Raw genomic sequence first — 26,319 nt, forward strand, 5'->3', positions numbered from 1 at the left:
CACCAAGTAATATAACGAAACTATTTCGTACCATAGCGAAACGAAACGCTTGCAGCAATACCTGAAACTGACGCAGAATCGGAACAACACCTCTGACTGGAGCCCATCATGCCCCCGATTGGACGACGCACCGTATTGAAGCTCTTTGCCGGCAGCGTGGTGGGTGGCGTGACCTGGGCCGCCCTGCCGATGGCACTGGCAGCTCCGCTCGGCGGCAGCAAGCGCGACGGCGGCGATGAGGGTGGCGGCGTCGTGGCCCGGGACGCGGTGCTGGCGATTGCCTTCGACCGCAGGCTGCACACCCGCCTGGTGGCCCGCGGCAAGCCGCTGACTCCCTACCAGCCCAGCGAAAGCCTGCTGCTGGCCGATGGCGCGGTCGAGGACTTCGTCATCGCCGGTCAGCAGGAGCAGCCGATCACGGACGCGCGCCACGGCAGCGGCCATCAGTTGGTCGTTACCGGACGCTCCAGCGGCAACCTCGAGAAGGAGGTGTCGGTGACGTTCTTCGACAACCTGCCCGGCATGGCCGTGTTGCAAACCCGCTATCGCAACCAAGGCGCCACCGCCTTGCAGCTTGCCGGCTGGCGCAACGCCGCCCATGAACTGGCCGACGCGCCCGGCGGGTTCTGGAGCTTCTCCGGCGCAACCCATACCGATCGTCGCGACTGGGCGCAGCCGCTTGCCGCCGATTTCGACCAGCGCAACTCGCTGTCGATGGATTCGTCCGACTACGGCGGCGGCACGCCGGTGGCCAACATCTGGCGCCGCGATGTCGGCTTGGCCGTCGGCCATGTGGAACCGGTGGTGCGTCCGCTGGATATGCCGGTGCGCAAGACCGCCGGCGGCGCGCATATCGCGGTCGAGTCGCCGCAGGCATCCACCCTGGCACCGGGCCAGACCCTGATCACCGAGCGCACTTTTCTGGCCGTGCATACCGGCGACTATTTCGCGCCGGTGCGGCAGTATCAGCAGTACATGCAGGCCGAAGGCCTCGTTGCGCCGCAAGCGCCGGAATCGGCCTTCGCACCGGTCTGGTGCACCTGGGGCTACGGGCGCGACTTCAACGTCAAGCAGATCCTGGACACCGTGCCCAAGGCCCGGGAACTGGGCTTCGGCTGGGTCGTGCTGGACGATGGCTGGCAGACCAACGAGGGCGACTGGCGGATCGACACGCGCAAATTCCCGCGCGGCGATGCCGACATGCGCGACTTCACCGCGAAGGTACGCAGCCAGGGCATGCATCCACGCCTGTGGATAGCGCCATTGGCCGCCGACCCGGGCAGCGATGTGCTGCACGACCACGTGGACATGCTGCTGCTCGACAAGGGTGGCGCCTTCCAGACCGTGACCTGGTGGAACGCGCTGACCCAGTGCCCGGCGTATCAACCCACCATCGATTTCTACGTGAACCTGGTGAAGAAGGTGATCGGCGACTGGGGCTTCGAGGGCATCAAGTTCGATGGCCAGCACCTCAACGCGGTGGCGCCCTGCTACAACCCCGCACACAAGCATGCGCATCCGAGCGATTCGGTCGAGGGCCTGGCGGCATTCTGGAGCGCCATCCACAAGGCGGTGCACGAGGCCAATCCGCAGGCGGTGGTCGAGCTGTGTCCCTGCGGCACCGCCTTCGATTTCCACAACCTGCCGGCCACCGATCAGTATCCGGCATCCGATCCGCTGTCCTCGTGGCAGGTGCGCAGCAAGGGCAAGACCATGAAGGCGCTGATGGGATCGCGCAGCAGCTTTGCCGGCGACCACGTGGAACTGTCCGACGGTGGCGACGACTTCGCTTCCAGCGTCGGTATCGGCGCGGTGGTCTCCACCAAGTTCACCTGGCCAAAGGACACCGACCATCCTTCCGAACCGCTGCCACCGGGTGGCCTGGTGCTCACCGCAAAGAAGGAAGCGCTCTGGCGCAAGTGGGTCGGCCTGTACAAACAGCACATGCTGCCCAAGGGCGAATACCTGGGCACGCTGTACGACATCGGCTTCGACAAGCCCGAGGCGCACGCCATCGCCAAGGACGGGGCGATGTACTACGCCTTCTACGCCAAGAGCTTCAATGGATCGGTGCAACTGCGCGGCCTGGATGCCGGCCGCTACCGCGTGCGCGATCTGTTCAACGAGGTCGACCTGGGCGAAGTGGGTGCCAGCGACGCGACGCTGCAGGTAGCGTTCAAGCGCTTCGTGCTGCTGCAGGCCACGCCACTGGCGGCTCACGCATGAGCATTTCGGTGATCGATGCCGTCACCGCGCCAAGCCGCCGTCCGTGGCTGGCTTTTGCCCTGGCGACCGTCGCACTGTGGGGCGTGTGGGGCGCGTTGTCGCCGCTGTCGTCGCAACACGGCTTCCCCGACACGCTGGTGTACTGCGTGTGGGCGCTGACCATGATTCCGCCGGCGCTGTACATCCTCTGGCGCAACGGCTGGGCGCTGGAGCGTTCGCCGCGCGCGGTGATCTACGGGCTGATCATCGGCCTGCTTGGTGCCGGCGGGCAGATGCTGCTGTTCCACACCCTGACCATCGGGCCGGCCTACTTCGTGTTCCCGATCATCGCGTTGTCGCCGGTGGTCACGATTGCCTTGTCATTCCTCCTGCTGCGCGAGCGCACCGGCTGGACGGGCACGCTGGGCATCGCGCTGGCACTGCTGGCGCTGCCGATGATGGATCTGTCGTTCGGCGGCGGCACGAGCGGAGGACTGGGCTGGTTCCTGCAATCGCTGCTGATCATGCTGGCCTGGGGCCTGCAGGCCTACTTCATGCGCCTGGCCAACAACAGCGTGCGCGCCGAGAGCATCTTCTTCTACATGACCCTGGGCGCACTGTTGCTGGCGCCGGTGGCGCTGGCCATGACCGACTGGACGCAGCCGGTCAACACGGGGCTGGACGGACCGTGGATGACCGCGGCGATCCAGTTGCTCAACGCCGTCGGCGCACTGACCCTGGTTTACGCCTTCCGCCACGGCAAGGCGATCGTGGTCGCGCCACTGACCAACGCCGGCGCACCGCTGGTGACCGCCGCGCTGGCCTTGATATTCGCCAGCGTCGTGCCGGGCCCGCTGAAAATGATCGGCCTGGTGCTGGCCCTGATTGCCTCGCTGCTGCTGGTGCTCGAACCCGAGCCCGAGCCCGAGGCTCAACCTCAGCATGACCCAACCACTCCCCTTTCCTGACCGGACCTGTTTCCATGCATGTTCTGCTGGACCTCATCGCGCGACACAAAGAGGGACACGCCAATGGCGTGACCTCGATCTGCTCGGCGCACCCCATCGTCATCGAAGCGAGCCTGCGCCACGCGCAACGCAGCGGGCAGGCGTTCGTGCTGTTCGAGGCGACCTGCAACCAGGTCAACCAGGATGGCGGCTACACCGGCATGACCCCGGCCGACTTCGTCGCCTTCGTCCACGCCATCGCCGACCGCGTCGGCTTCGACCACGCGCGCATCGCGCTGGGCGGCGATCATCTCGGCCCCAACCCGTGGACCGCGCTGGACGCGGACGCGGCGATGGACAAGGCCGAGGTGATGGTGGCCGCCTATGTGGCCGCCGGTTTCCGCAAGATCCACCTGGATTGCTCGATGGTCTGCAGCGGCGACCCCGAGCCGCTGCCGGAAGCCGAGATCGTGCGCCGCGCGGTGCGTCTGTGCCGAGCCGCCGAAGCCGCCCATGCGCAGTGCGGCGACGAGCCACCGGTGTACGTGATCGGCACCGAAGTGCCGGTGCCGGGCGGCGCCACCGAATCCATCGACGGCCTGGCGGTGACCACGCCGCAGGCCGCGCTGGCCACGATCGAGGCGCATCGCCAGGCATTCATCGCCGCGGGACTGGAGCCGGCCTGGCAGCGGGTGATCGCCTCGGTGGTGCAACCCGGCGTGGAGTTCGATCACCACAACGTGGTGGACTACCAGCCGCAGAAAGCGCGTGCGCTGAGCGAAGCCATTACCGGCGTACCGGGCATGGTGTTCGAGGCGCACTCGACCGACTACCAGACCCGCGACGCGCTGGGCGCGCTGGTGCGCGATCATTTCGCCATCCTCAAGGTCGGCCCCGGCCTGACCTTCGCCCTGCGCGAAGCGCTGTGGGCGCTGGACGCGATCGAGCAGGAGTGGATCGAGGATGCGCACCGCGCACGCCTGCGCGAGGTGGTGCTGGCGCGCATGCGCGAGCAGCCCGGTTACTGGCAGCGCTACTACCACAGCCAAGGCCATGCGCTGACCGTGGACCTGCAGTACAGCCTAAGCGACCGCATTCGCTACTACTGGCCCGACCCGGCGATCGAGCAGGCCCGCCAACGCCTGTTCGACAACCTGCGCACGAACCCGCCGCCGATCCCGCTGATCAGCCAGTTCCTGCCGCATGCGCTGCACGCCCTGCGCACCGGCATCGCCACGCGCGACCCACTATCCCTGACCATGGCACACATCCGTGCCGCACTCGACGACTACCACCATGCATGCCATGACCACGACACCGATTGATCATCTGGGCCTGACCGAGCCCGACCTGATTGCCACCGGCGCAATCTGGACCGCGCGCGAAATCGAGCAGCAACCGCAGATGCTGCAGCAGACCCACGCCCTGGTGGCCGGGCTGCATGCGAAGATCCGGGCGTTTGCCGCTCCCCTGATCGACAACCCTGCCGCACGGGTGATCCTGACCGGCGCCGGCAGCTCCTCCTATATCGGCCAATGCGTGGCGCCGCTGCTGGACCGGCATCTGGCTGCCCGCGTGGACGCGGTACCGACCACCGACATCGTGTGCGCCCCGCACTTGTATCTGGACCCGGAGCAGCCGCTGCTGCTGGTTTCCTTCGGCCGTTCCGGCAACAGCCCCGAAAGCCTGGCGGCGGTGGAACTCGCCGAATCGCTGGTGCGCGACGTGCGCCATCTGGCGATCGTCTGCAATGCCGATGGCGCGCTGGGCAAGGCGCCGGTCGCCCACTCGATGACCCTGCTGCTGCCGGCCGAAACCCACGACACCGGTTTCGCCATGACCTCCAGCTTCAGCTGCATGATGTACGCCGTCGTGGCCGCGCTGCTGCCGGCCGGCACGATGGACGGCCGCATCGAAGCCCTCGCCGGCGCCACCGAACGGGTCATCGGGGAATCGCTGCCGCTGCTGCGCGAACTGGCGCTCGGCCGCCACGACCGCGTCGTCTACCTGGGCAGCGGCGTACTGCAGGGCCTGGCGCGCGAGGCGTCGCTGAAACTGGGCGAATTGACCAACGGCGCGGTGGCGACCTGCTTCGACTCGCCGCTGGGCTTCCGCCACGGCCCCAAGACCTTCATCACCGGGCGCACCCTGGTGATGGTTTTCGTGTCCAACGACGAACTTACCCGCCGCTACGATCTGGACCTGGTGGACGAACTGCGGCGCGACGGGCGCGCAGCGCGCATCGTCGAGGTCAGCGCACAGCCGCGCGCGGCGTCGGGACCCGACGGCCTCACCGTGCCTGCGATGGGCGCCGCCGCCGACCTGGACCTGCTGTGGCCTTACGTTGCCACCGCGCAGATCTACGCCTTCCTCCGCGCGCGCGCCACGGGCGTGGCCCCCGACAATCCCAACCCCGCGGGCCTGGTGAACCGCGTCGTCCAGGGCGTACGCCTGTACGTGTCGAACGCATGAATCCGGTGGCTTACCTTGGCGTGGACGGCGGCGGAACGAAAACGCGCTTCGCCCTGATCGACAGCGACGGCCGCCTGCTTGGCGAGGCGGAGCTCGGCACCACTTACCATCCCCATGTCGGCCTGGACGGCGTGCATGCCGTCCTGACTGAAGGCGTGGCCAAGGTACTCGACGCAGCCAACCTGACGCTGGCCGACATCGGTTATGCCTTCTTCGGACTGCCCGCCTACGGCGAGGACAGCCGTGCCACGGCACTGCTGCAAGCTTGCCCTGCGGCGATCCTGGGCCACCACCGCTACGTCTGCGACAACGACATGGTCTGCGGCTGGGCCGGCTCGCTGGCCTGTAGCGACGGCATCAACATCGTGGCCGGCACCGGCTCGATCGGCTACGGCCAGCGCCGCGGCATCGCGGCGCGCGCCGGCGGCTGGGGCGAAGCGTTTTCCGACGAAGGCTCGGCCTACTGGATCGCCATGCGCGGACTCAACGCCTACTCGCGCATGAGCGACGGACGCCTGCCCAAGGGCCCGCTGCACGCCATCCTCAACGCGCACTTCCAGCTCGACAACGACCTGGACATCTGCGCCCACGTTTACGGCGGCAAGACCTACGCCCGTGGCGAACTGGCCCAACTGTCGTGCCAGGTGGCCGAGGCCGCGCGTGCCGGCGACACCGTCGCCGCGAACATTTTCCGCGACGCCGGTCAGGAGCTGGCCCGCATCTGCGCCACGCTACGCCTGGCGCTGCGCTTCGAAGCGGACGAACCCGTGCCGATTTCTTACTCCGGCGGCGCTTTCAATGCCGGCGAACTGCTGCTGGCACCGCTGCGCGATGCGCTGCTCGCCGCAAGCCCGCATTTCGACATGCGGCTCCCGTTGCACATGCCTCATTATGGTGCCGCGCTGTACGCCATCAGGCTGGCGCACGATCCGGTGCACGGAGCGCATGGGGTTCCAACCGGCCCCTGATCAAGACCGCCCCGTTCACGGCGGAACTCCGGTCCGAGTGGCACGACAACCAGGCCCGGTCGGGATATCTACAGCCCCTTCGCCGCCTGCGCCACCGCGCGGAACAGTGCGCGGCCCTTGTTCATCGTCTCCTCCCACTCGGCGGCGGGGTCGGAGTCGAACACGATACCGGCGCCGGCCTGCACGTGCAGGCGGCCACCGTGGATCACCGCGGTGCGGATCGCGATGGCGGTGTCGGCGTCGCCCCACCAGCCGATCCAGCCGATCGCGCCGCCGTAGATGTTGCGCTTGTACGGCTCCAGTTCCTGGATGATCTCCAGCGCGCGCACCTTCGGCGCGCCGCTGAGCGTACCGGCCGGAAACGTGGCCTTCAGCACGTCCATGTAGCTGAGCCCGTCGCGCACGCTGCCCTGCACCTGCGAGACGATGTGCATCACGTGCGAGTAGCGTTCGATCGCGAACGAGTCGCTCACTTCCACGCTGCCGGTCTCGCTGATCCGACCGAGGTCGTTGCGGCCCAGGTCGATCAGCATCACGTGCTCGGCGCGCTCCTTCGGATCGGCCAGCAGCTCGGCCTCCAGCGCCCGGTCTTCTTCTTCCGTGGCGCCGCGCTTGCGCGTGCCGGCAAGCGGGCGCACCACCACCTTGCCGTCCTTCAGCCGCGCGAGAATCTCCGGCGAGGAGCCGACGATCTGGGTTTCGCCGAGGTCGACGAAGTACATGTACGGCGACGGGTTCAGCGCACGCAGCGCGCGATACACGTCCACCGGTCGCGCGTTGAAGCCCACGCTCAAGCGCTGCGACGGCACCACCTGGAAGATGTCGCCGGCGCGGATGTATTCCTTCGCCCGCTCGACCATCGCCTCGAACTCGGGCTTGGTGAACGAGGACTTGAAATCGCCCTCGTCCAGCGCGATCGACTGCGTGAGCTGCGGATACGACGCACCACCCTGGCGCAGCCGATAGACCAGCGCATCGAGCCGGCGCTGCGCCTCGGCGTAAGCCTGCGGTTGCGCCGGGTCGGCGTGCACGATCAGATAAAGGCGCCCTTTGAGGTTGTCGAATACCGCCACTTCCTCGGCCAGCATCAGCAACACGTCGGGCGTGCCCAGCTCGTCGACGCGATCCCACTGCGCCAGCCGCGGCTCGATGTAGCCGATCGTCTCGAAACCGAAGTAGCCGACCAGGCCTCCCGAGAACGCGGGCAGTTGCGGCAGCCGCGGCACGTCGTACTGCGCGCGCAGTTTTTCGATTTCCGCGAGCGGGTCGTCGAGATGGCGACGCTCGGTCACCTCGCCGGAATCCTCCACCTCCAGTTCATGCCCGCGCAGGCGATACACCCGTTTGGCCGGCAGGCCGATGATCGAATAGCGTCCCCAGGTGGCGCCGCCCTCGACCGATTCGAACAAGAAGGTGTACGGGCCGTCGGCCAGTTTCAGGTACACCGACAGCGGCGTGTCGAGGTCGGAAAACACCTCGCGCACCAGCGGAATGCGCGTATGCCCCTGGGCAACCAGCGCGTCGAATTCGTCTCGGGAGATCACGTGGGAAGATCCGGATGGCCAAACGAGGAAGCGGCCATTGTAGGGCCTCAGCCACTCAGTCGCTGGCGCGGCATGCCATGCAGGCGCAGCGAGAACGCCACGCCGCTGCCGTCGTCCAGGCTGCGCGCACTGGCCACGCCGCCGTGGCGCTCGGCCACCAGCCGCACCACGTACAGACCCAGGCCCAGGTGCGGAGCGTCGCCGGGGGTGGCCTTGTCGCGCAGGCTGACCAGCGAATCGAACAGCCGGCCTTGCATCGCCGCGGGCAGTGGCGGGCCCTGGTTGGCCAGCTCGATCTCGGCGCCGTCCGGTGTGACGCGCAGCGCGAGCCGCAGCCAGCCGTCGGGCGGGGTGAACGACAGCGCGTTGTCGAGCAACTTGTCCAGCGCCTGCGCGACCAGCTCGGGCGCGCAATGCAGGTGCAGCGGCGCGTCGGGCAGCACACTGTCGAGCCGGCGCGCGCCGATCAGCGGACGGTAGGCGTCGGCGCAGCCGCGCACCACCTCGCGCAGGTCGACGTCCTCGGGTTCGGCCGCGGCGATCGCGCGCTCCATCCGGCTCGACTCGCTCATCGCGCGCACCAGCGCACCGAGCCGGGCCACGCCGTCGCGGGCGCGGGCCAGGTACGGCTGCGCTTCGGCCGGCAGCGCGGCATGCTCCAGGTTGTCCAGCGACGACTTCACGATCGCCAGCGGCGTGTTGAGTTCGTGCGAGAGTTTCGAGGCCAGCGTGCGCAGGTAGTCGGTGTAGCTGCCGACCACCTCGAACAGCCGCTCGAAGCTGCGTGCCAGGTCGCCGATCTCGTCCGGCGCGTCGGTCATCGGGAATTTCCCCTGCTCGAACAAGCCGTCCAGACGTCCATCGTTGAGCTGCGCGCGCTCGGCCGCGTTGCGCAGGCGGCCCAGCCGCAGGCTGAGCCGGGTGGCAAACAGCAGCAGGATGCCGCCGGCCACCAGCAGCACGCCGAAGCTGGTCAGCAGCAGGCCGAACAGCGCGCGGTTGGCCAGCAGCGGCACCGTGCGGCTGGCCTGCTCCAGCAGCAGCACGCCATCGACCTGGCCGGCATGTTCGATCGGTACCGCGGCGGCCAGCACCACGCTGCCGCGCTCCTCGCCGCTGCGCCAGACCGACACCGGTTTGCCGATGCCCGCCGCGGCAACTTCGCGGGTATCCAGCCGCGGCACGTCCTGCGCCCACAGGTTCGCATCCTCCAGCCGGGTCGCCAGCAGCGAGCGGTAGACCAGCGCGGCGAACCAGCCCGGCTGGCCATCGCTGCCGGGCATCGTATTCAGACGGCCGCTGCGTGCCAGCAGCCAGCCCTGCGGCGCCAGCACGCGCGCCTGCACGCGATCGGGCACCAACTGCGCCAGTTCGCCGGAAAGCTGGTCCGAGTAGCTGAGCAGGGGCCGCGTGTCCGCGGCCAGCCGGTCGCCGCCGGCCGCCGCGTCGTACACGCCGACGCCGAGCATGCGCAACTGCAGACCGCGCGGCAGGCGCAGCTCGACCCGATAGCCGCTGCCGTCCTCCTGCCATTGCGCGGCGATCAGCTCGGGCAGGCCGTCCACCGCGGGATCCAGCGGCCGCGCCGTGAGCGGCCCCGGCGCCGCGCTGGCCAGCAGGTAGCGGCGCTGGCCGTTCGCGTTGCCCAGCGCGAGGATCAGGTGATCGGCGGCCAGCGCATTCGCGTCGTCGGCGTCGGCGCGCGTGCGCCGGGTGGCGCGCACGTCGGCGTACAGGTACAGCCCACTGTCGTCCGCAGCCAGCAGCAGCTTGCCGCGCGTACCCAGCGACTGGCTCCACGGCGTCAGCGGCGCCCAGTCGTCGCCGTAACCATCGACGGTGATCGGATTGGGCGCCGGCTGCACGTACCAGCCCCGGCCCGACGCCGGCGCCACCGCGCCGGTCACCACCAGGCTGCGCGCCACCGCATTCGCCGACGCCAGCAGCGCCTGCGCCTGGCCTTCGCGCAGCAGCGTTTCCATCTGCCGCACGTACAGCCAGCCGGCGATCGGCAGCGCCAGCGTGCACAACGCGACCAGCAGCAGCTTGCGGCGCAGGGTCATCGGCAGGCCGGAATGGTGTTGAGCCGTGACTGGAGGCCAGTCAATTCACGCGAGATGTCGCCCCTCTGCATATTCATCATTGTTCTTAGCGCGCCCTGTCCAGCAAAGTTTGCAACGCCGCACGCAACGCGCCAACTTCGCCCGCAGGCACAAGTCGCACGCCAGCCATGTCCTGCATGCCGCAGGCAGGAGTCGCGATGACCGGAATGCCAGCGGCCAACGCCGCCAAAAGTGCGCGTGGCGAATGTTCCACATGTGCAGGCAGTACCACCGCATCGGCCCTGGCCAACCAGTCATCCGCATAGTTTCCGTACTCCACAGCCACTCCCTGCCATAGCGCGGTATCAGCGGAGACGGATCCGAGCACGCGCAGGCGACAAGGCAGGCCACGCAGCGCCTCGGCCAGTTCGTAGGCACCTTTCCGCGCCAACGCACTGGCGGGAAATACCACCAACGGCATGGCGTCCATCGCGCGCGGTACGCGTGGAATAGTCGCCGCGGGCATGGCCCAGGGCAGCTGCCGCACATCAAGGCCGCTACGTTGGCGCCAGTATCCCGCCACTTCCACATGCGCAGTCACCACCTTGCGCGCGCCCTGCATGGCCTCGATCTCGGCCCGCATCAGGTCTGTTGCAGCCCGGAAGTCCTTCAGTGTGGCATCCCCATGTTTGCCCATCACCCTGGAGCCAGCGGCCTGATCGAGGCGGCGCTGGATCTCATCCATCGGAAGGGCATGCGCCAGTACATCGTAGGTCCGACCACCCAGCACTCCGAGCTGCTGCAAGTAGGGCAACAGCCCTTGGTCGATAACCAGATGCGTATGCTCCGGGCGCAGCCGGCGCGCACAGACCTCGGCCAGCCAGCGCTGGCCGTCGAGCACGCTGGCCTGGCGTCGACCGGAATCACGCGCATGACGCCGCAGCCACCACGCCCGACGCAAGCTTGCCCAGCCAAACTGGATGACGTGTGCGTTCACAACCGAAGCTAGCGAGCCCCATCCCTTGCCGTCGTCAATCAACCCCCGACGCAGGAACCAACCCGGCAACTGCTGCGTCGTTACCGGCAACAAGCAATCGGCCACGCCATCCTGGGTGTTCAGCCAGTCATGAAATTCCTGCGTCCAACCGTCCAGCAGCCAGGCACTACGCGCCTGGCTTCCACGCGACAACGGCTGATGCCGAAAACACCGCACTTCCTCACAGCTCATACAGCTGCGCATCACCTGAACACTCTCGGTCGCCTGCCTTGGTATCCGCGGCAACAGGCCGGAATCCGTGCCCGGATGTCGTCGCGCCACATCCTGTGCGCGGATGGTCAACACCAGTTCGTCAGACGTCAACTTCAATTCCAGCCGCCAAGCGACAGGTGCACGAATCTGCAGGTCCACATAGTTCCAGAACACCGTGGCATCGACCCTGTCGCCCTCCTCCGCCGTGGATTCGATGCGTGCGCTATGCGCATGCCGTTCCACCAGCTCGAACCCGGCGCGGACGGCACAGGTCGCCAGCGCGTTGGAAATCTGGCAGATCCCACCAGCCAAGGTCGGCACCACGCAGCCGGCGCGAACCTCGCGACCACGCACATAGCCACGGGCCGCAGTGGGGCGACCGAGTTGGCGCCAGAAGCTAAGCCGCTCACCGGCGGGTACGACCAGACCATCAAACGCCTTGGCCGCGATCCTCAGGTTATGTACCTTGCCGGCCGTCAGCATGAACTCCTCAGGACTGCTATCCGCCCAGAGCGACGTACACAGTTGCGCGCGAATGGGTGCCGTCGCCAACGCCTCGTCAGCCACCCAACGCCGCGCACGCGGACTGCGCCAGTTATGCGCGCTCCTCAGGATCGCCAGCAGCCGTGTTCGCAGCCAGAACCCAGCTGCTTGCGTTCGTGTCGGCATCTTCCATGCTTGCACACTCACGACAATGTCTCCTTGTACACACCCAGGTCATCGCATCGGCATGAATACCTATTTTTCTTCACGCCGCGGCTTGCAATACAGAATCATGCTTACGCCACCTAGATGCCATGAGCCCGAGGTGTCGCTGTCGATGACATCTCATTACGCAGATAGCGCGAGGCCACCACCACGCGCATGAAGTCGTCGAGCAGCGCGCGGCGCGACGGGTCGGCGTTGTCGAACGCCATTGACCAGCTCAGCCGCACGCCGCTGGCTGCGCCCGGATCGCAGAACACCAGCACGTCGTCGATGCGGTCGCTGCCCTGGTAGACCGAGGCTTCGCACGGCATGGTCGGGTGCCGCACGGTGAAGCCGGATACCTTGCCGGCCGGGTCGTGCTGCAGGTAGCGCTTGCGGTCGGCCTGCACCTCGTCGGCCAACGCGGGCAATTGGCGCGGCCACACGTTGAGCACCATCACCCGCTGCGGCTTGCCGCTCCATTCGCCCTGGTACAGCACGGCGTTGACGCCGATCGCGCGCGCATAGGTGCAGCAGTCGCGCGTCCAGCCGGCCGGCGTGGCGACGGCGATCGCCCAGGCCGGCGTATTGCCGTCGCGGGCGCCGCGCGCCAGCACGTCGTCGCCCTTGCCCGCCGCCTGCGCCAGCGTCGCGAACGCGCACAGCATCAACGCCAGCCCGATGCGCCGGCTCACGGCTTCCACCGGTAGCCGACGCCGTGCACGGTCTCGATCGCGTCGAACTCCGGCGCCACCGCGATGAACTTCTTGCGGATGCGCTTGATGTGCGAAGTGATGGTGGCGTCGTCGACGACCAGCTCGGCCTCGCGCATCAGCTGGTCGCGGTTCTTCACGTGGCCGGGGAAGCGGATCAGCGTGTGCACCATCCAGAACTCGGTGACGGTGAGCGGAACTTCCTCGCCGTTCCAGGTGATGCGCATGCGCTCGGACTCCAGCTTCAACGGCCCGTGCTCGATCACCGTCTCGCTGGACGCCGGCACCTTCAGCGATTCGATGCGACGGAACAGCGCAGCGATGCGCGCGGCCAGCTGGTGCAGGCTGGTGTCCTTGCTGAGGTAATCGTCGGCGCCCAGGCGCAGGCCGGAGATCACGTCGAAATCCGAATCGCGCGCGGTGAGGAAGATCAGCGGCAACGTGGCCGACTTCGCGCGCAGCTCGCGGCACAGGTCGAAGCCGCCTTCCGGCTCATCGCCCAGGCCGATGTCGATGATCACCAGTTCGGGCAGGCGCATCGCGAACGCGCTGGACGCTTCCCGGCGCGAGCCGTAGCCGCGCGCGTCGTAGCCGAAGCGGTTCAGCGCCTCCACGTAATTGGCACGGATCAACGGTTCGTCTTCGACGATGGCAATGCTGCGGCCCATGGCGCGCTCCCTGTAGTGGTGCGCGCAGCGTGCTATGCGGGCCGCGCGTACGCAAGCCATGCGGCGCGCTTGCCCGCGTTTCGCCACATGCCGGCAGCCGGCCGGCCCGATTCCGCCGGTGCCAGCGCCCGTGGCGGCGGTTTGATGCACCCATGCATTCCGCATGGAGCTGAACGATGTCGAGAACCGAATCCACCGAGCGCGATCCCAATGCCGAACTGCATGGCTTCGAACCGTTGCGCGTGACGCTGGCGCTGGGCGCCCTGCTGCTCGGCCTGCTGCTCGGCCTTTGAGGCGAACGCCATGCGCAAACCCAGTTTCATCGACCCATTCGCCGTGGAAGGCATCGGTGCGCCCGGCACGAAAGGAATCGTGCCGGGCGCGGGGCCAGAACAGACCGATCCCGACTGGCAACCCGTGTAGCCGCCCCACCATCCGCATTCCGTCCCGCATGGTGGTTGCTTTCCCCTCGTTGCGAGGGGATTTTTTCGACCATGAACCGGACAGGGTTGCGGCCTGCGCCCGTTCATAATTCTGCGGGGAACCAAACCGGATCACCCCGGTCAGTATTAGTGATTGGTACCGTTCCTCTTGCCGTGGAACGTGCCGGCACGGCAGCCGATCTCCCTGTGAAACGGCCGTGCCGGCACACCAATCAATGGTGTTTCCTCTCACGTCTACGATGACGCTTGTCCCGACGCAGCCGTTCACTGCGTCGGGATTTTTATGCGCGAGTGTTTTGTGGCGAACGCCGCCGATGGCTGACGCTCAGCCGATCGCCTTGCGCATGGCGGCGGACTCGCCTATCCAATCGCCTTGCGCATGGCGGCGATTTCGGCGCGGTAATCCGCCGCGTGGAAGATCGCCGAGCCGGCCACGAAGGTGTCGGCGCCGGCCGCGGCGATCGCGCCGATGTTCTGCGCGGTGACGCCGCCGTCGATCTCCAGCCGGATCGCACGGCCGCTGGCGTCGATGCGCGCGCGCGCTTGGCGCAGTTTTTCCAGCGCGCCGGGGATGAACTTCTGCCCGCCGAAGCCCGGGTTCACCGACATGATCAGGATCAGGTCGAGCTTGTCCATCACGTAGTCCAGGTAGTCCAGCGGCGTGGCCGGGTTGAACACCAGCCCGGCCTGGCAGCCCGACTCCTTGATCAGGCCCAGCGTGCGGTCGATGTGCTCGCTCGCTTCCGGATGGAAGCTGATCAGGCTGGCGCCGGCCTTGGCGAAGTCCGGCACGATGCGGTCGACCGGCTTGACCATCAGGTGCACGTCGACCGGCGCGGTGATGCCGTATTTGCGAAGCGACTGCAGCACCATCGGCCCGATCGTGAGGTTCGGCACGTAATGGTTGTCCATCACGTCGAAGTGCACCCAGTCGGCACCGGCGGCCAGCGCCGCGGCGGTGTCTTCGCCGAGCCGCGCGAAATCGGCGGCGAGGATGGATGGGGCGATGACGGGAGCTTGCTTGGTCATGGTGAGGCCGAGATTGAGGACGAGTGCCAAGTCTGCCACGACGTCGCTGCCGGGCTCCTCCCCCTGCGCAGCAGGGGGAGGTTGGGAGGGGGTGCGCTTTTTGACTTGAAGATCAAGAGCAACCCCTCCCCGACCCTCCCCTGCTTTGCAGGGGAGGGAGAATATCTTGCCTACTTGAACCCGCGCATTTCCTTGATCCGGTCGTACGCGGCGTTGATCTCGCTGGCGCGCGACTCGGCGCGCTTGCGCATGTCTTCGGGCAGGTCGCCGAGGCGGTCGGGGTGGTGTTCGGAGATCAGCTTGCGGTAGGCACGCTTCACCGCGCGGTCGTCGGCATTGCGCTCGATGCCGAGCACCGCGTACGGGTCCGGCCCCTGCGGCGCGCGCTGCGGCGGCGCATAGCCGCCGCCGGTGCCGTAGGCCCGGCCCTGACTGTAACCGCGCGATCCGCCGGCACCGGCGTTCCACGCGTAGCCCTTCATCGCCATCAGCGCCATCAGCTCCATCTCGCTGACCCGCAGCGCGAACGCCAGCTGGTGCAGGATCGCCATCTTCTCCGGCGGCGGGTTGCCCTCGGCCAGCACGGTCTCGATCACCACGTCGAGCACCGGAAACGCGTGGTCGCGGCGCAGGCCGACCCAGTTGCGCAGCGCGTTGATGGTCTGGCTGACGTCGAACTCCGGCTGCTTGCCGACGTTGAAGCTGACCACCGCCTGCTTGCGCAGCTCCGCGTCCAGATTCATCCGGGTCATCAGGCGCTCGGCGACCGCGATCTCCTGTTCCGACACGCGGCCGTCGGACTTCGACACCGCGCCGAGCAGGGTGAACAGCGGGCCGACGAAGCCGCCGGCTTCCGGCGTGGCGTTCTTGCGCCGGCTGTAGCGCAGGTTGTCGAAGATGAAACCGATCACCGCGCCGGTGACGGCACCGGGCAAGTGGCCGATGAGCAGGCCGAAGAACGCGAACCACAACGTATAGGTGTAACTCATGGCTGCCCTTGCGGCTGCGGCGGCTGTGCGCTGTACCAGCGCGCCAGCGCGTCGAGTTCGGCGTCGCTGACCGGGCCGATCGCAGCGCGCATCACCGGCACGTTGCGGCGGCCGTCGCGGTACTGCTTCAGCGCGTCGCGCAGGTAGCCCAGCCGCTGCCCGGCCAGGTGCGGCACGCCGGGCATGCCGGCATGGCCATTGGCGCCGTGGCAGGCCGCGCACAGGCCCAGCCGCGCGGGCGGCGTCGGCGTCTGCGCGCGGATGGGGAGGGCGGCGAGCAGGCAGAGCGCCGCGATCAAGAGCCTACTCATGATCTGCCAATGGTTCGCGTTGAGTTGCTGTGGCTGCCGGGTGGTGGCGCGTGACGCAGCGCCTGACTGGCCGTCAGGTCAAGTCGCGCGCTGCCGCCTGACGGCCGCAGCGGCTCAACCCTCCGGGCCGCGGCGCGGGCCATTGGCAGATCATGAGCAGGCTCTGAGATTCGCATCGGCAACACATGGGGCCAAGGATCGCCAATTCTAGCAGCGCTCCGGGGCCGCGTTTCCGGCGCCCCGGCCGCAGCAGCTAGAATGGGCGCCTCCCCGCCACGTGGAACCCGCTGCCGTGCCCACCACCCTGCCGCAATCGAACCTGCCCGGTCTTGAACTGATCCACCGCGGCAAGGTGCGCGATGTGTACGCGTTGTCCGACGATCGATTGCTGATGGTCGCCACCGACCGGCTGTCGGCGTTCGATGTGGTGATGCCGAATCCGATCCCGGGCAAGGGCGAGATGCTCACCCAGATCTCCAATTTCTGGTTCGGCAAGACCGCGCACCTGGTACCGAACCACCTGCTCGACGTGCCGCTGGCCGAGGTGCTGCCGCCCGGTACCGACCTCAAGCTGTACGAGAAACGCGCGGTGGTGACGCGGCGGCTGAAGCCGGTGCCGGTGGAGGCGATCGCGCGCGGCTACCTGATCGGTTCCGGCTGGAAGGATTACCAAGCGACCGGTTCGCTGTGCGGCATCGCGCTGCCCGCCGGCCTCAAGCAGGCGCAGCAACTGCCCGCGCCGATCTTCACGCCGTCGACCAAGGCCGCCGTGGGCGATCACGACCAGAACGTCAGCTTCGACGCGGTGGTGGACGCGGTCGGCGCCGACCTGGCCAACCAGGTGCGCGACGCCACGCTGGCGATCTACCAGTGGGCAGCCGCCTATGCGGCCGAACGCGGCATCATCATCGCCGACACCAAGTTCGAGTTCGGCACCGACGCCAGCGGCAAGCTGTACGTGATGGACGAGATGCTGACGCCGGATTCCTCGCGCTTCTGGCCGGCCGACGAATACCGCGTCGGGATCAGCCCGCCCAGCTACGACAAGCAGTTCGTGCGCGACTGGCTGGAGACGCAGGATTGGAACAAGACCGCGCCCGGCCCGGTGATTCCGGACGAGGTGATCGCCCGCACCGCCGCCAAATACACCGAGGCTTTGCAACGGTTGGCCGGCATCCGGCTCGACTGAACTTCCAACGGGGGGACATGCCATGCGCACCATGCAGGACTGGCTCGACAGCTACAGCGGCGACCATCAGAACCCGACCAACCAGATCTTCCACTGGTTCTGCGTGCCGCCGATCGTGTGGTCGGTGATCGCGCTGCTGTGGGCGATTCCGGTGCCGGCCGCATTCGCCCGCCCCGGCGCGTGGGCGGTGCTGGTGATGGTGCTGGCGTTCTACTGGTACTGGAAGCGCTCGCACCGGCTGGCGGTCGGCCTGCTGATCGTGTTCGGCCTGCTCGGCCTGCTCACCAACTTCCTGTACGCGCAGCTCGGCGCCGCGCAGCTGTGTTATCTGGCGATCGGCGTGTTCGTGGCCGCCTGGATCGGCCAGTTCATCGGGCACAAGTTCGAGGGGCGCAAACCCAGCTTTCTCACCGATCTTTCCTACCTGCTGATCGGCCCGGCCTGGCTGATGGCCAAGCTGCTGCGCAAACTGGGATTCAAGCAAGTCACATGACCACCCTGCTTACCGTGATCAGCAGCCTGCTCTGGTGGGTGCTGTACAGCAGCATGGCCGCGCTGGTGTTCGCCCTGATCGGCTGGTCCGTATTGCGCTGGACCGAACGCTGCGCAGTGGTGTTCAACCGCATCTATCTCGCCTGCCTGCTGTGGACCATGCTCGGCCTGCTGCTGGTGGTCGGCGTGGCCGCCTACGAAGGCCACCTGCATCCGCCCTACGGCGCGCTGCTGAGCTCCGGCCTGCTGCGCTGGATATTGGTGCTGGACATGCTGATCGGCAGCGCCCTGCTGTGGCGGCTGGTGCCGCGCATCGACGCCCGCCGTATCCGCCCCGGCAGCGCCTGCATGGCGGTGGCGGTGATCATGGCGATCAGCTTCGGCGTCGCCACCAGCCTGGCCTGAGCGCTCTGCGGAGGAGCGGGCCGCCCCGCCCCTCCACCGCGGTCACATGTGCGCCAGCATGCTGCCGAAGAACACCATCATGATGCCGCCGATGATCACGCCCAGCACGATGCCGATCACCAGATACACCAATTGCACCACACACGCCTTGCCGTAGCCGATCTGGCTGCCGTTCTGCGCCAGCAGCAGGTAGTTCACCACCGCGGCACCCACCAGGAACTGCACCGCCAGCGACAGCAACCCGCCGGCGCCGCCGTGCGAGACCATGCCCACGACCACCATCGCCACAGCCGCTGCGATCCAGGTCAGCACCACCGCGCCCAGCGCGCGCAGGTAGGACGGCATGTAGCCGACCACCAGCCGGAACGCCACGCTCAGCACCAGCGCCGCAAGCAGTACGCCTACGACGATCATCATCAGAATCGCGAACAGCCCCATGCCGGCCAGCGCGGCCAACGTCGAAGTACCCATACAACCCCCTAGTCAGTGGAAGGAAAACCGCCCGGCGACATCCCCATGCCGTCCGCTCTCCCCGGCGGTGGCGCCAGCCTAGCCGATGGCCGCGCCGGCGTCTCCCGCGGCGAGATTCAGCCGCGCTATATCATCGGGCCGCCATGCGAGACACGTGATGAGCCTGCGCAGCCTGTTTGTCGACTTCAACAGTTACTTCGCCTCGGTCGAACAGCACGAGGACCCGAGCCTGCGTGGACGCCCGGTGGGCGTGGCGCCGGTGGCGGCCGAAACCACCAGCCTGATCGCCGCCAGTTACGAGGCCAAGGCGTTCGGCGTCGGCACCGGCACGATGGTGCGCGAGGCGCGACGGCGCTGCCCCGGCATCCAGATCCGCGTGGCGCGGCCGGAACGCTACGTGGTCTGGCATCACCGGTTGATGGAAGCGATCGACCACGCGATTCCGGTGGGCCGGGTCGGCTCGATCGACGAGGTGGCCTGCGAGCTGGTCGGCCGCCAGCGCCGACGCGAGGTCGCCGAGGAAATCGCGCAACAGGTGAAGAATGAAGTGGCGCTGGCCGCACCCGGCGGCGCGATCCGCTGCTCGATCGGCATCGCGCCAAACGATTTCCTGGCCAAGACCGCCTCGGACATGAAGAAGCCCGACGGCCTCACCGTGATCGAACTGGCCGACCTGCCACACGCACTGCACGGGTTGGAGCTGCGCGACCTGTGCGGCATCGGTCCGTCGATGGAAGCGCGCCTGCACGAAGCCGGCATCACCACCGTGGCTCAGCTCACCGCCGCCGACAAGCACCGCCTGCGGCACGCCTGGGGCGGCATCGAGGGCGAACGCATGTGGGGCCTGCTGCGCGGCGCCTGGCTGCCGACCGCGCCCACCGAACGCGGCTCGATCGGCCACTCGCATGTACTCGGTCCGGAACTGCGCACGCCCGTCGGCGCCCGCGCGGTGCTGAAAAAGCTGCTGGTAAAAGCCGCCATGCGCATGCGCCGCGAGGAAATGCTCAGCGGCGCCATGGCCGTGCGCATCCGCTTCATCGGCCACGACCAGCGCTGGGAACGCGACCTCGCCTTCGACCCCACCGACGACAGCCGCGAACTGCTGCGCCTGCTCAACGGCGTACTCGACAGCGGCAATCGCCGCCACCCACTGCCCGGCCCCGCCAACGCCACCCCGCTGTCCGTCAGCGTGACCCTGATGCGCCTGGTGCCGCGCACGCAAAGCAGCGGCTCGCTGTTCGCACCGACGCAAGACACCCGCCGCGTCGACGCGCTCGTCGACCGCATCAACAACAAATTCGGCTACAACAAACTCTACTTCGGCAGCATGCAGCTGGCGCTGGAACACGACGCCGCGCCGATGCGCATCCCGTTCAATCGGGTGCCCGACACCGACAGCGAAAACGAAGCCGGCCACGACCCGCTCTGGCTGCAATCGCTGAACCGGTTCAAGGCGATAGCCGAGGGGGAGCATCGGCGGCGGGAGCGCGGTGGAAAGGGAAATTAACGTACGAACACCCTCCCCATCATTAAATAATATAGGGTTACTCACTAAGAGCGCCTTACGCTAGTGATCACCTGATCCATTCACAGAAACTCACACCTGCTTTCTGTTGTTACCTATGCACCGCGTATATGCTTCCATTTTCGTACATCGGCATGCATCCGTCGCAAATCCCGTCGCGTTTCCGGATCAAGAGACCTAATCCGACCCCTGACAAATCGCTCAGCACCCTGATCGCTCTTCAGTCCGTTACAACGAGCACACGCGAGAACAATATTCTGAATATCCCATGATCCGCCATGAGCTACCGGCACCAAGTGATCACGCTGAAAGCGACGTGGGCCAATATTTGGAAATGGATCGAAGCAGTAGTAGCACCGCGAGCCCTGAACCACGCAGAGCGCCTGGACATCTTCGTTACGGAGTGAACCGCCAGCAGCCTTAATGTTGCGACGACGACGCATCACTGTGGCTTCTAGCCCATCCTCTGAGCACAACCGCCTAAGGTTCCAAGAATTCTGTCTATCCATCTGAACAAAAAGAGCTGGCATCAAGCTCTCAGTCCACGATGGTGAAGGACCAAAACACGTCTCGTGCGCATCAATAGAAATTATTATTTGACCGCAAGCTACGCACACACCGTAACGCTCTATGTACGCCAAGGTGGCAACAGACATTCCATAATCAATCGAACTATCCACGCGGTAAACTACGTGAAAGGTACCAGTTCGCTGATGCAATGTTGGGCCCAGTTCATAGGGGCAACGAATAGTTGACTTCATGTCAAATCATCCGCTGGGGTAAGGTCGAACCAAATCGTACTGCCTCACTCATGCGGATGTACGGCATTCCGGTTCGCTACATGCACCCCCTCCACAAACCCGCCAAACGGAATATCGGTGATCCCCACCAGCCCGATATGACTGTTCTCGCCATCGAGCAGGCGCCCCGTTACCGGCTGGTCGGTGTACTGGAACCAGTGCGCGCCGACGATGGACGGATCGGCTGCCGCCGCGGCGACGAATTTCGCGTAGGCCTCGCCGCGCTGCTGCTCGTTCCACACCGACACCACGCCTTTGCCGAACGGGCCGCGGTCGTCGGAGCCGAAGTGGAATTCGCTGATCAGCACCGGTTTGTCCAGCTGGCGCAGCGCGGCAGCGTCGAAACCATGCTGCGGCAGGTCGGCGTAGACGTTGAAGCTGACCACGTCGCAGTACTGCGCGCAGGCGGCAACGGCTTCGGGCGTGTTCACCGCGAAGCGGCCGCCGAGGAACAGATGGTGCGGATCGTGGCGGCGGATGGCTTCGGCCACGGTGCGGAAATAGGTGTCGGCGTAGCGTCGCAGCCACGCGCTGTAATCGGCGGCGATCGCCGGGTGCGCCTCGTTCGGCGCGGGCGCGACGAAGCCGGTGACGTTCAACGCATCCCATGAACCCAGCGCGATGCCCCATGCCGCGGACAGCGTTTCCGGCGCCACGTACTTCTTGCGCAGCATCACGATGAAGGCCTGCTTGGCCGGACTCTTCGCGTCGCCAGCCAGCGTGCCGAGTGCCAGACCCCAGCGACCTTGCGGGCCGCTGCCGGCCCAGGCCAACTCGTTGTCGGCGAAGTAGCCGAGCAGCCAGGGATCGTCGCGCACGCCGGCGCTCGCCTTGGTCACGGCCGCTTCCGTGGCCTGCACGAAGCGCGGGTCGAACGGATCGGGCATGCGGCCCCAGTAGTCATAACCGCTGGCGACGTTGGCGTAGTCGCCGGCGATGTTGATCGAGCGCGTGTACGGCAGTCGGTGTGCCTGGCCCAGCGCGTCGTCGCTCCAATTGCCGATGGTGTTGAAGCCCCACGCCTGCAACCGCTGCAGCGTGCGCGTGCGCCACGCGTCCAGCCAGCCCTGGCCATCGACGCGATACAGGTTTGCCGCGTAGAAGTCGAACCAGCGGCCGTGGTTGTAGCCGATGCCATGGCTGGCGCCCTGGTCCCCGTTGCGGTTGTCGCCGCTGCCGTAGAACGCCGCCCACTCGCCATTATTCGGCGGCAGATCGGTGAACATGAACTCGCGACCCTCGACATAGCTGCGCCCGCCGTCGGCCGTCACGGCGTTGACGCCGAGCGAGAAGAACGCGTGGCCTTCGGGTGTCACCAGCCGCCAGCGGCCACCCTGCTTCTGCGTGTGGAACCAGCCAGTCCTGGCGAGGTTTTGGACGTCCAGACGTCCGCCGCATTTATCCTGCCGAACCCATTCCGCCTTCGCCTGCTCGAGCGTGGATCGTTCGTGTGCATGCGCGGCGTGCAAGGTGGCATCGGAATCGATTTTCTCCGGCCAGCGGGCACGACTCGCCTGGCCGTAACGATCAACGATGCCGCTGTAGGCAGCTTGCTGCAGGTCCTGGCCGGATACCGCCTCGACGCGTCCCAGCAGCAGGGTTTGCGCGGCCTGCGGCGCCGGGATGCCGAACCGCAGCGCGCGCACTGCACGCGGATCGAGCGTGCCTTCCACCGTGGTGGCGAGCAGGATGGCCCGGCCGTCGTCGTCGAACGGCATCGGCGGCGCGGCCTGCATGCCCATGGCGCGCGGGCTCGCTGCGTGCAGGGGAATCACCAGCGTCTGCGCCGGCCCGGCCGGGAGGCCGATCTGCGCGTGCAAGTGCTGGCCCGGACTTGCACCGTCGATGTCGACGGTCAACGTGACTGCCCACGGCATCGCGTTCTGCACCTGCACGTGCAGCTCGTCGCCAGCAGACCAGGCGTGCGCCGGTGTCACCGTCAGCGTCGGCGCGGCGGCCACCTCGAAGGTGTAGCGCTGCAAGGTAAAACCGGCGACCGCCTGGGGCGCGCCATCACGGCGCACGTGATCCAGCGTGACAGGCGCCGTCGCCGCAGCCAGGTCGATCGACGCCGCCGGCGTATCCGCGTGGCAGCCATCCAGCACCAGCAGGCTCAGGCAACCGGCGAAGACGATCCGTTTCATGATCCGCGGCCTTGGTTGAAAGGCCGAGTATGGCGCGCGAAGGTGAAGCGCAGCCATCGCGACGCATGCGCGCGAGCATCCGCGGATTTTGTGCAGAACCGTGGGTGGGTCACTGGATTCCTGCTTGCGCCGGAATGACGACGGTTGTTCTTGGCTACAACTCGCCGCCGCAAGGTGTCGCGCGATTTACCGCTGCACCAGCAACGCGGCGGCCCGTTCGCCCGCGCCCATGGCGAGCGTCCAGCCCAGCATGCCGTGGCCGACGTTGAACACGATGCCGTCCTGCACCCGGCGCATGATCGGCATCGACGACGGCGTCATCGGGCGCAAGCCGGCCCAGCGGCTTTCGATGGCGTCATAGTCCGCGGCGGCGGGCAGCGAATCGCGCGCCAGGGCCACCAGCAGATCGCTGCGCTCGGGCTCCACCGCGGTATCGCGCACGCCCAGTTCGGCCAGGCCAGCGACCCTCAGGTGATCGCCGAGGCGGCAGAACACCAGCTTGCGCGTGGTGTCGGTGATGCTGGCGACCGGCGTGCGCGGACCGCAGCGGGTGGTGAAGGAATACCCTTTCATCGGCATCAGCGGCATGCGGGTACCCAGCTTGTGCGCCAGCCACGTCGATTCCACCCCCGCGCACACCACCAGCTGCCGCGAACGCAAGCGGCGGCCGTCGCGAGTGGTGAGCGTGATCGCATCCGGCTCGCGCACCAGATCATCGACATCGGTTCCGAAGCACGCCTGCACGCCGTAGTGCTCGCGCAGCACGTGCAGCAGCTCGACGCAGAAGCGGTGCGGGTCGCCCACTTCCTCCTGTGGCGAATGCATCACCCCGACCAGGCCCGCGACACCTTCCAGCGCCGGCTCGATCGCCGCCGCCTCGCGCGGCGACAGCACTTGCTGCACTACGCCTTGCCGCTGCTTGATCTTGGCGATCGCCTCCGCCCGGCGCAGCGCGCCGGCGTCGTGGTACAGGTGCATCTTGCCGGGCGCCGAGTGGCTGAACTCGATCCGATGCCGCTGCAGCAGCGCATCCATCGCCGACTTCGATTCCATCGCCAGCTCGAGCACGGCCAGGGTGTTCTCACGAAAGCGCGTCGCCGTCGTGTTGCGCAGAAACGCCAGGCCCCACTTCAGCGAATCCGGATCGAACAGCCAGTGCATGCGGAACACCGGGTCGAGGCCCAGCAAAAGTTGCGGCAAGTGTTTCCACAGCGCCGGGCTGCCCAGCGCGTCGGTATAGACATAGCTCAGCTGGGCGCCGTTGGCGAACGAGGTGCCCAACGCGGGACCGCTCGCACGATCGACCAGACGCACCGACAGGCCGCGGCGCGCCACCGCGTAGGCGGTGGCCACGCCGACCACGCCCGCACCCAGCACGGTGATGTCCACCGTGCGCTCGTCGGGCACGAACGTCGCCGGCTCCGGGTCGGTCGTTGTCACGGAAGGCCCCGCGGATTCGGGTGGCGTCTGCACGGTCATCGTTGTGGCGAACGCACGTGGTCTTCGCGCCCCGGGGCGGCGCACCACGCGTGCATACCGTACGCAGCGACCATCGGCACCACGGTCGTCACGAACGGCATCGGCGCCGACCGGAAAAATGCACGGCGTGAAGAGCGAATGCGGGCGTTGTCGGACATGCGCCTAGCCTAACGGGCAAGCCCTCCGTTGCCACATCGCTTTATGTCGGCATGGATTAACCTGCAGTTATGGCCCGGCCGTTCATTCCCAGAAATTCAGGAACCCGGTGATGATCAGCGCATTGGTGAAATCGATGAAGAACGCGCCGACCAGCGGTGCCACCAGGAACGCCCGCGGCGCCACGCCGTAGCGCTCCACCAGCGTGCGCATCACCGCCATCGCATTGGCGGTGGTGCCCAGCATGAAGCCGATGAAACCGCCGCCCATCACCGCCGCGTCGTAATCGCGGCCCATCAGGCGAAACACCGGGATGCAGAACAGCACCACCAGCACGATCTGCAGTGCGAGGTTGACCATCAGCGGTAGCGCCAGCCCCGCGAGTTCCCACAGGCGCAGGTTCATCAGCGCCACCGCAAGGAACATCGCCAGGGCGACGTTGCCGATCACGTCGGTGCTGCGCACGGACAAACCGATCCAGCCGGTGTAGTCGTCGATATTGCGGATCAGCGCGCCCACCAGCATCGCGCCGATGTACGCCGGCAGGGTCAGCCCCAGCGCGGCGAACCCCTGCCCGACCCAGGAGCCCGCCCACATCGCGATCAGGATGATCACGATGCTCTTGAGCGCGGCGAACTCGCGCCCGGCGTCGTCCAGCGGTTCCTCGATCGGCAGCATGGTGGCATCGGCGCCGGACACGCCCGCAACGCCGCTTTCGGGGCGCAGCTTGAAGCGCCGGATCAGCAGGGTGATCACCGGGCCGCCGATCACGCCGCCGCAGATGATGCCGGCCATCGCCGAACTGATCGCGATCGACTCGGCGCCCGCCACGCCGGCCTGCTCGAACAGCGGCGCAAACGCCAGCCCGGTCGCCGGACCGCCGGTCAGCGTGGTGGAACCGGCCAGCACGCCGAACAGCGGATGCAGGCCGAACGCGGTCGCCACGCTGATGCCCAGCAGGTTCTGCAGTACCGCAAACACGCTGGCCAGCGCCAGAAACACCATCACCTGACGACCGCTGACGCGCAACAGCGCCAGGCTGGCATTCACGCCCACCGTGGTGAAGAACGCCACCATCAGCGGTTGCTGCAAACTGGTGTCGAACGCGACCAGGGTGGTATCGAAGCGATACGCCACCAGCGCGATCAAGGCCATCACCAAGCCACCGACCACCGGCTCGGGAATGTTGTAGCGGCCCAGCACGGGGATCAACCGGCACAAGGCGTAACCGGCGAACAGCACCACGCCGCCGAAGGCCAGGGTTTCCACGGCATCCAGTTGGATCATGTAGCGATTTCCTTCAGCGGGTGATTGCCCCGGTGCGGCCGTGGCGGTTTCACGGACAGATGCCAATGCCGGGTTCGTGCCGTCACATGCCACCCCATGCAGCA

Annotated in this window: 21 protein-coding genes; 9 read left to right on the forward strand and 12 right to left on the reverse strand. The window is 67.1% G+C overall.

The window, feature by feature from the left end:
- Positions 1–108 precede the first annotated feature (108 nt).
- Genes ASG75_RS08555 through ASG75_RS08575 form a run of 5 tightly spaced genes read left to right on the forward strand, consistent with a single transcriptional unit; the run spans position 109 to position 6,592 of the window.
- On the forward strand, positions 109–2,226 hold the full coding sequence (locus ASG75_RS08555) for a glycoside hydrolase family 36 protein (RefSeq protein ID WP_056387930.1): 2,118 nt from the start codon (positions 109–111) through the stop codon (positions 2,224–2,226).
- Positions 2,223–3,173, forward strand: a complete 951-nt coding sequence (locus ASG75_RS08560; protein ID WP_056387932.1) for a DMT family transporter — start codon at positions 2,223–2,225, stop codon at positions 3,171–3,173. The genes ASG75_RS08555 and ASG75_RS08560 overlap by 4 nt, the downstream gene beginning before the upstream one ends.
- A gap of 14 nt (positions 3,174–3,187) precedes the next feature.
- On the forward strand, positions 3,188–4,477 hold the full coding sequence (locus tag ASG75_RS08565; RefSeq protein ID WP_056387935.1) for a D-tagatose-bisphosphate aldolase, class II, non-catalytic subunit: 1,290 nt from the start codon (positions 3,188–3,190) through the stop codon (positions 4,475–4,477).
- The gene (locus tag ASG75_RS08570; RefSeq protein WP_235580177.1) at positions 4,458–5,624 is read left to right on the forward strand and encodes an SIS domain-containing protein; all 1,167 of its coding nucleotides are present in this window, start codon (positions 4,458–4,460) and stop codon (positions 5,622–5,624) included. Before ASG75_RS08565 ends, ASG75_RS08570 begins: the two co-directional genes overlap by 20 nt.
- On the forward strand, positions 5,621–6,592 hold the full coding sequence (locus ASG75_RS08575) for a BadF/BadG/BcrA/BcrD ATPase family protein (RefSeq protein WP_056387937.1): 972 nt from the start codon (positions 5,621–5,623) through the stop codon (positions 6,590–6,592). The genes ASG75_RS08570 and ASG75_RS08575 overlap by 4 nt, the downstream gene beginning before the upstream one ends.
- A gap of 68 nt (positions 6,593–6,660) precedes the next feature.
- On the opposite strand, the gene trpE is transcribed toward ASG75_RS08575, so the two are convergent.
- From trpE to ASG75_RS08615, 8 genes are all read right to left on the reverse strand, one after another.
- Positions 6,661–8,136, reverse strand: coding sequence for an anthranilate synthase component I (gene trpE / locus ASG75_RS08580; RefSeq protein ID WP_056387938.1), 1,476 nt, complete (start codon positions 8,134–8,136; stop codon positions 6,661–6,663).
- Between the two features lie 47 nt (positions 8,137–8,183).
- Entirely contained in the window at positions 8,184–10,199 is a 2,016-nt protein-coding gene (locus ASG75_RS08585) for an ATP-binding protein (RefSeq protein WP_056387940.1), read from the reverse strand.
- A gap of 85 nt (positions 10,200–10,284) precedes the next feature.
- On the reverse strand, positions 10,285–12,117 hold the full coding sequence (locus tag ASG75_RS08590; protein ID WP_200935649.1) for a VanW family protein: 1,833 nt from the start codon (positions 12,115–12,117) through the stop codon (positions 10,285–10,287).
- 98 nt (positions 12,118–12,215) lie between these two features.
- Positions 12,216–12,809 carry a hypothetical protein gene (locus tag ASG75_RS08595; protein ID WP_056389191.1) on the reverse strand — a complete coding sequence of 198 codons (594 nt, stop codon included), beginning with the start codon at positions 12,807–12,809 and terminating at the stop codon, positions 12,216–12,218.
- Positions 12,806–13,495 carry a proteobacterial dedicated sortase system response regulator gene (pdsR, locus tag ASG75_RS08600; protein WP_056387945.1) on the reverse strand — a complete coding sequence of 230 codons (690 nt, stop codon included), beginning with the start codon at positions 13,493–13,495 and terminating at the stop codon, positions 12,806–12,808. Before pdsR ends, ASG75_RS08595 begins: the two co-directional genes overlap by 4 nt.
- 803 nt (positions 13,496–14,298) lie before the next feature.
- Positions 14,299–14,967 carry a ribulose-phosphate 3-epimerase gene (gene rpe, locus ASG75_RS08605; protein WP_056387947.1) on the reverse strand — a complete coding sequence of 223 codons (669 nt, stop codon included), beginning with the start codon at positions 14,965–14,967 and terminating at the stop codon, positions 14,299–14,301.
- Between the two features lie 170 nt (positions 14,968–15,137).
- The gene (gene djlA, locus ASG75_RS08610; protein WP_056387949.1) at positions 15,138–15,956 is read right to left on the reverse strand and encodes a co-chaperone DjlA; all 819 of its coding nucleotides are present in this window, start codon (positions 15,954–15,956) and stop codon (positions 15,138–15,140) included.
- Positions 15,953–16,267 carry a c-type cytochrome gene (locus tag ASG75_RS08615; protein WP_056387951.1) on the reverse strand — a complete coding sequence of 105 codons (315 nt, stop codon included), beginning with the start codon at positions 16,265–16,267 and terminating at the stop codon, positions 15,953–15,955. Before ASG75_RS08615 ends, djlA begins: the two co-directional genes overlap by 4 nt.
- Positions 16,268–16,559: 292 nt before the next feature.
- Between ASG75_RS08615 and ASG75_RS08620 the strand changes: the two genes are divergently transcribed.
- Genes ASG75_RS08620 through ASG75_RS08630 form a run of 3 tightly spaced genes read left to right on the forward strand, consistent with a single transcriptional unit; the run spans position 16,560 to position 18,353 of the window.
- Entirely contained in the window at positions 16,560–17,456 is an 897-nt protein-coding gene (locus ASG75_RS08620) for a phosphoribosylaminoimidazolesuccinocarboxamide synthase (protein ID WP_056389193.1), read from the forward strand.
- Between the two features lie 22 nt (positions 17,457–17,478).
- Entirely contained in the window at positions 17,479–17,949 is a 471-nt protein-coding gene (locus tag ASG75_RS08625) for an Mpo1-like protein (protein WP_056387953.1), read from the forward strand.
- Positions 17,946–18,353: a hypothetical protein gene (locus ASG75_RS08630; protein WP_056387954.1), complete on the forward strand. Its 408-nt coding sequence runs from the start codon at positions 17,946–17,948 to the stop codon at positions 18,351–18,353. Before ASG75_RS08625 ends, ASG75_RS08630 begins: the two co-directional genes overlap by 4 nt.
- 42 nt (positions 18,354–18,395) lie before the next feature.
- Here the strand turns inward: ASG75_RS08630 and ASG75_RS08635 are convergent, their stop codons facing one another.
- Positions 18,396–18,824 (reverse strand): hypothetical protein, encoded by a 429-nt coding sequence (locus ASG75_RS08635; RefSeq protein ID WP_056387956.1) that lies wholly within the window; start codon positions 18,822–18,824, stop codon positions 18,396–18,398.
- Between the two features lie 157 nt (positions 18,825–18,981).
- Between ASG75_RS08635 and ASG75_RS08640 the strand changes: the two genes are divergently transcribed.
- Positions 18,982–20,331 (forward strand): hypothetical protein, encoded by a 1,350-nt coding sequence (locus ASG75_RS08640; RefSeq protein WP_056387958.1) that lies wholly within the window; start codon positions 18,982–18,984, stop codon positions 20,329–20,331.
- An 823-nt stretch (positions 20,332–21,154) separates the two neighbouring features.
- On the opposite strand, the gene ASG75_RS08645 is transcribed toward ASG75_RS08640, so the two are convergent.
- From ASG75_RS08645 to gltS, 3 genes are all read right to left on the reverse strand, one after another.
- Positions 21,155–23,293 (reverse strand): hypothetical protein, encoded by a 2,139-nt coding sequence (locus tag ASG75_RS08645; protein WP_056387960.1) that lies wholly within the window; start codon positions 23,291–23,293, stop codon positions 21,155–21,157.
- A gap of 186 nt (positions 23,294–23,479) precedes the next feature.
- Positions 23,480–24,733: an FAD-dependent oxidoreductase gene (locus ASG75_RS08650; protein ID WP_056387962.1), complete on the reverse strand. Its 1,254-nt coding sequence runs from the start codon at positions 24,731–24,733 to the stop codon at positions 23,480–23,482.
- Positions 24,734–25,012: 279 nt separating this feature from the next.
- Entirely contained in the window at positions 25,013–26,215 is a 1,203-nt protein-coding gene (gene gltS, locus ASG75_RS08655) for a sodium/glutamate symporter (protein WP_056387965.1), read from the reverse strand.
- Positions 26,216–26,319 lie beyond the last annotated feature (104 nt).

This window comes from Rhodanobacter sp. Soil772 (genome assembly GCF_001428385.1).
Classification (GTDB): Bacteria; Pseudomonadota; Gammaproteobacteria; order Xanthomonadales; family Rhodanobacteraceae; genus Rhodanobacter.

Coding starts and splice junctions, on each gene's coding strand:
- ASG75_RS08555 (WP_056387930.1), top strand. CDS start 109: ATGCCCCCGATTGGACGACGCACCGTATTGAAGCTCTTTGCCGGCAGC.
- ASG75_RS08560 (WP_056387932.1), top strand. CDS start 2,223: ATGAGCATTTCGGTGATCGATGCCGTCACCGCGCCAAGCCGCCGTCCG.
- ASG75_RS08565 (WP_056387935.1), top strand. CDS start 3,188: ATGCATGTTCTGCTGGACCTCATCGCGCGACACAAAGAGGGACACGCC.
- ASG75_RS08570 (WP_235580177.1), top strand. CDS start 4,458: ATGACCACGACACCGATTGATCATCTGGGCCTGACCGAGCCCGACCTG.
- ASG75_RS08575 (WP_056387937.1), top strand. CDS start 5,621: ATGAATCCGGTGGCTTACCTTGGCGTGGACGGCGGCGGAACGAAAACG.
- ASG75_RS08585 (WP_056387940.1), bottom strand. CDS start 10,199: ATGACCCTGCGCCGCAAGCTGCTGCTGGTCGCGTTGTGCACGCTGGCG.
- pdsR (WP_056387945.1), bottom strand. CDS start 13,495: ATGGGCCGCAGCATTGCCATCGTCGAAGACGAACCGTTGATCCGTGCC.
- rpe (WP_056387947.1), bottom strand. CDS start 14,967: ATGACCAAGCAAGCTCCCGTCATCGCCCCATCCATCCTCGCCGCCGAT.
- djlA (WP_056387949.1), bottom strand. CDS start 15,956: ATGAGTTACACCTATACGTTGTGGTTCGCGTTCTTCGGCCTGCTCATC.
- ASG75_RS08615 (WP_056387951.1), bottom strand. CDS start 16,267: ATGAGTAGGCTCTTGATCGCGGCGCTCTGCCTGCTCGCCGCCCTCCCC.
- ASG75_RS08625 (WP_056387953.1), top strand. CDS start 17,479: ATGCGCACCATGCAGGACTGGCTCGACAGCTACAGCGGCGACCATCAG.
- ASG75_RS08630 (WP_056387954.1), top strand. CDS start 17,946: ATGACCACCCTGCTTACCGTGATCAGCAGCCTGCTCTGGTGGGTGCTG.
- ASG75_RS08635 (WP_056387956.1), bottom strand. CDS start 18,824: ATGGGTACTTCGACGTTGGCCGCGCTGGCCGGCATGGGGCTGTTCGCG.
- ASG75_RS08640 (WP_056387958.1), top strand. CDS start 18,982: ATGAGCCTGCGCAGCCTGTTTGTCGACTTCAACAGTTACTTCGCCTCG.
- ASG75_RS08645 (WP_056387960.1), bottom strand. CDS start 23,293: ATGAAACGGATCGTCTTCGCCGGTTGCCTGAGCCTGCTGGTGCTGGAT.
- gltS (WP_056387965.1), bottom strand. CDS start 26,215: ATGATCCAACTGGATGCCGTGGAAACCCTGGCCTTCGGCGGCGTGGTG.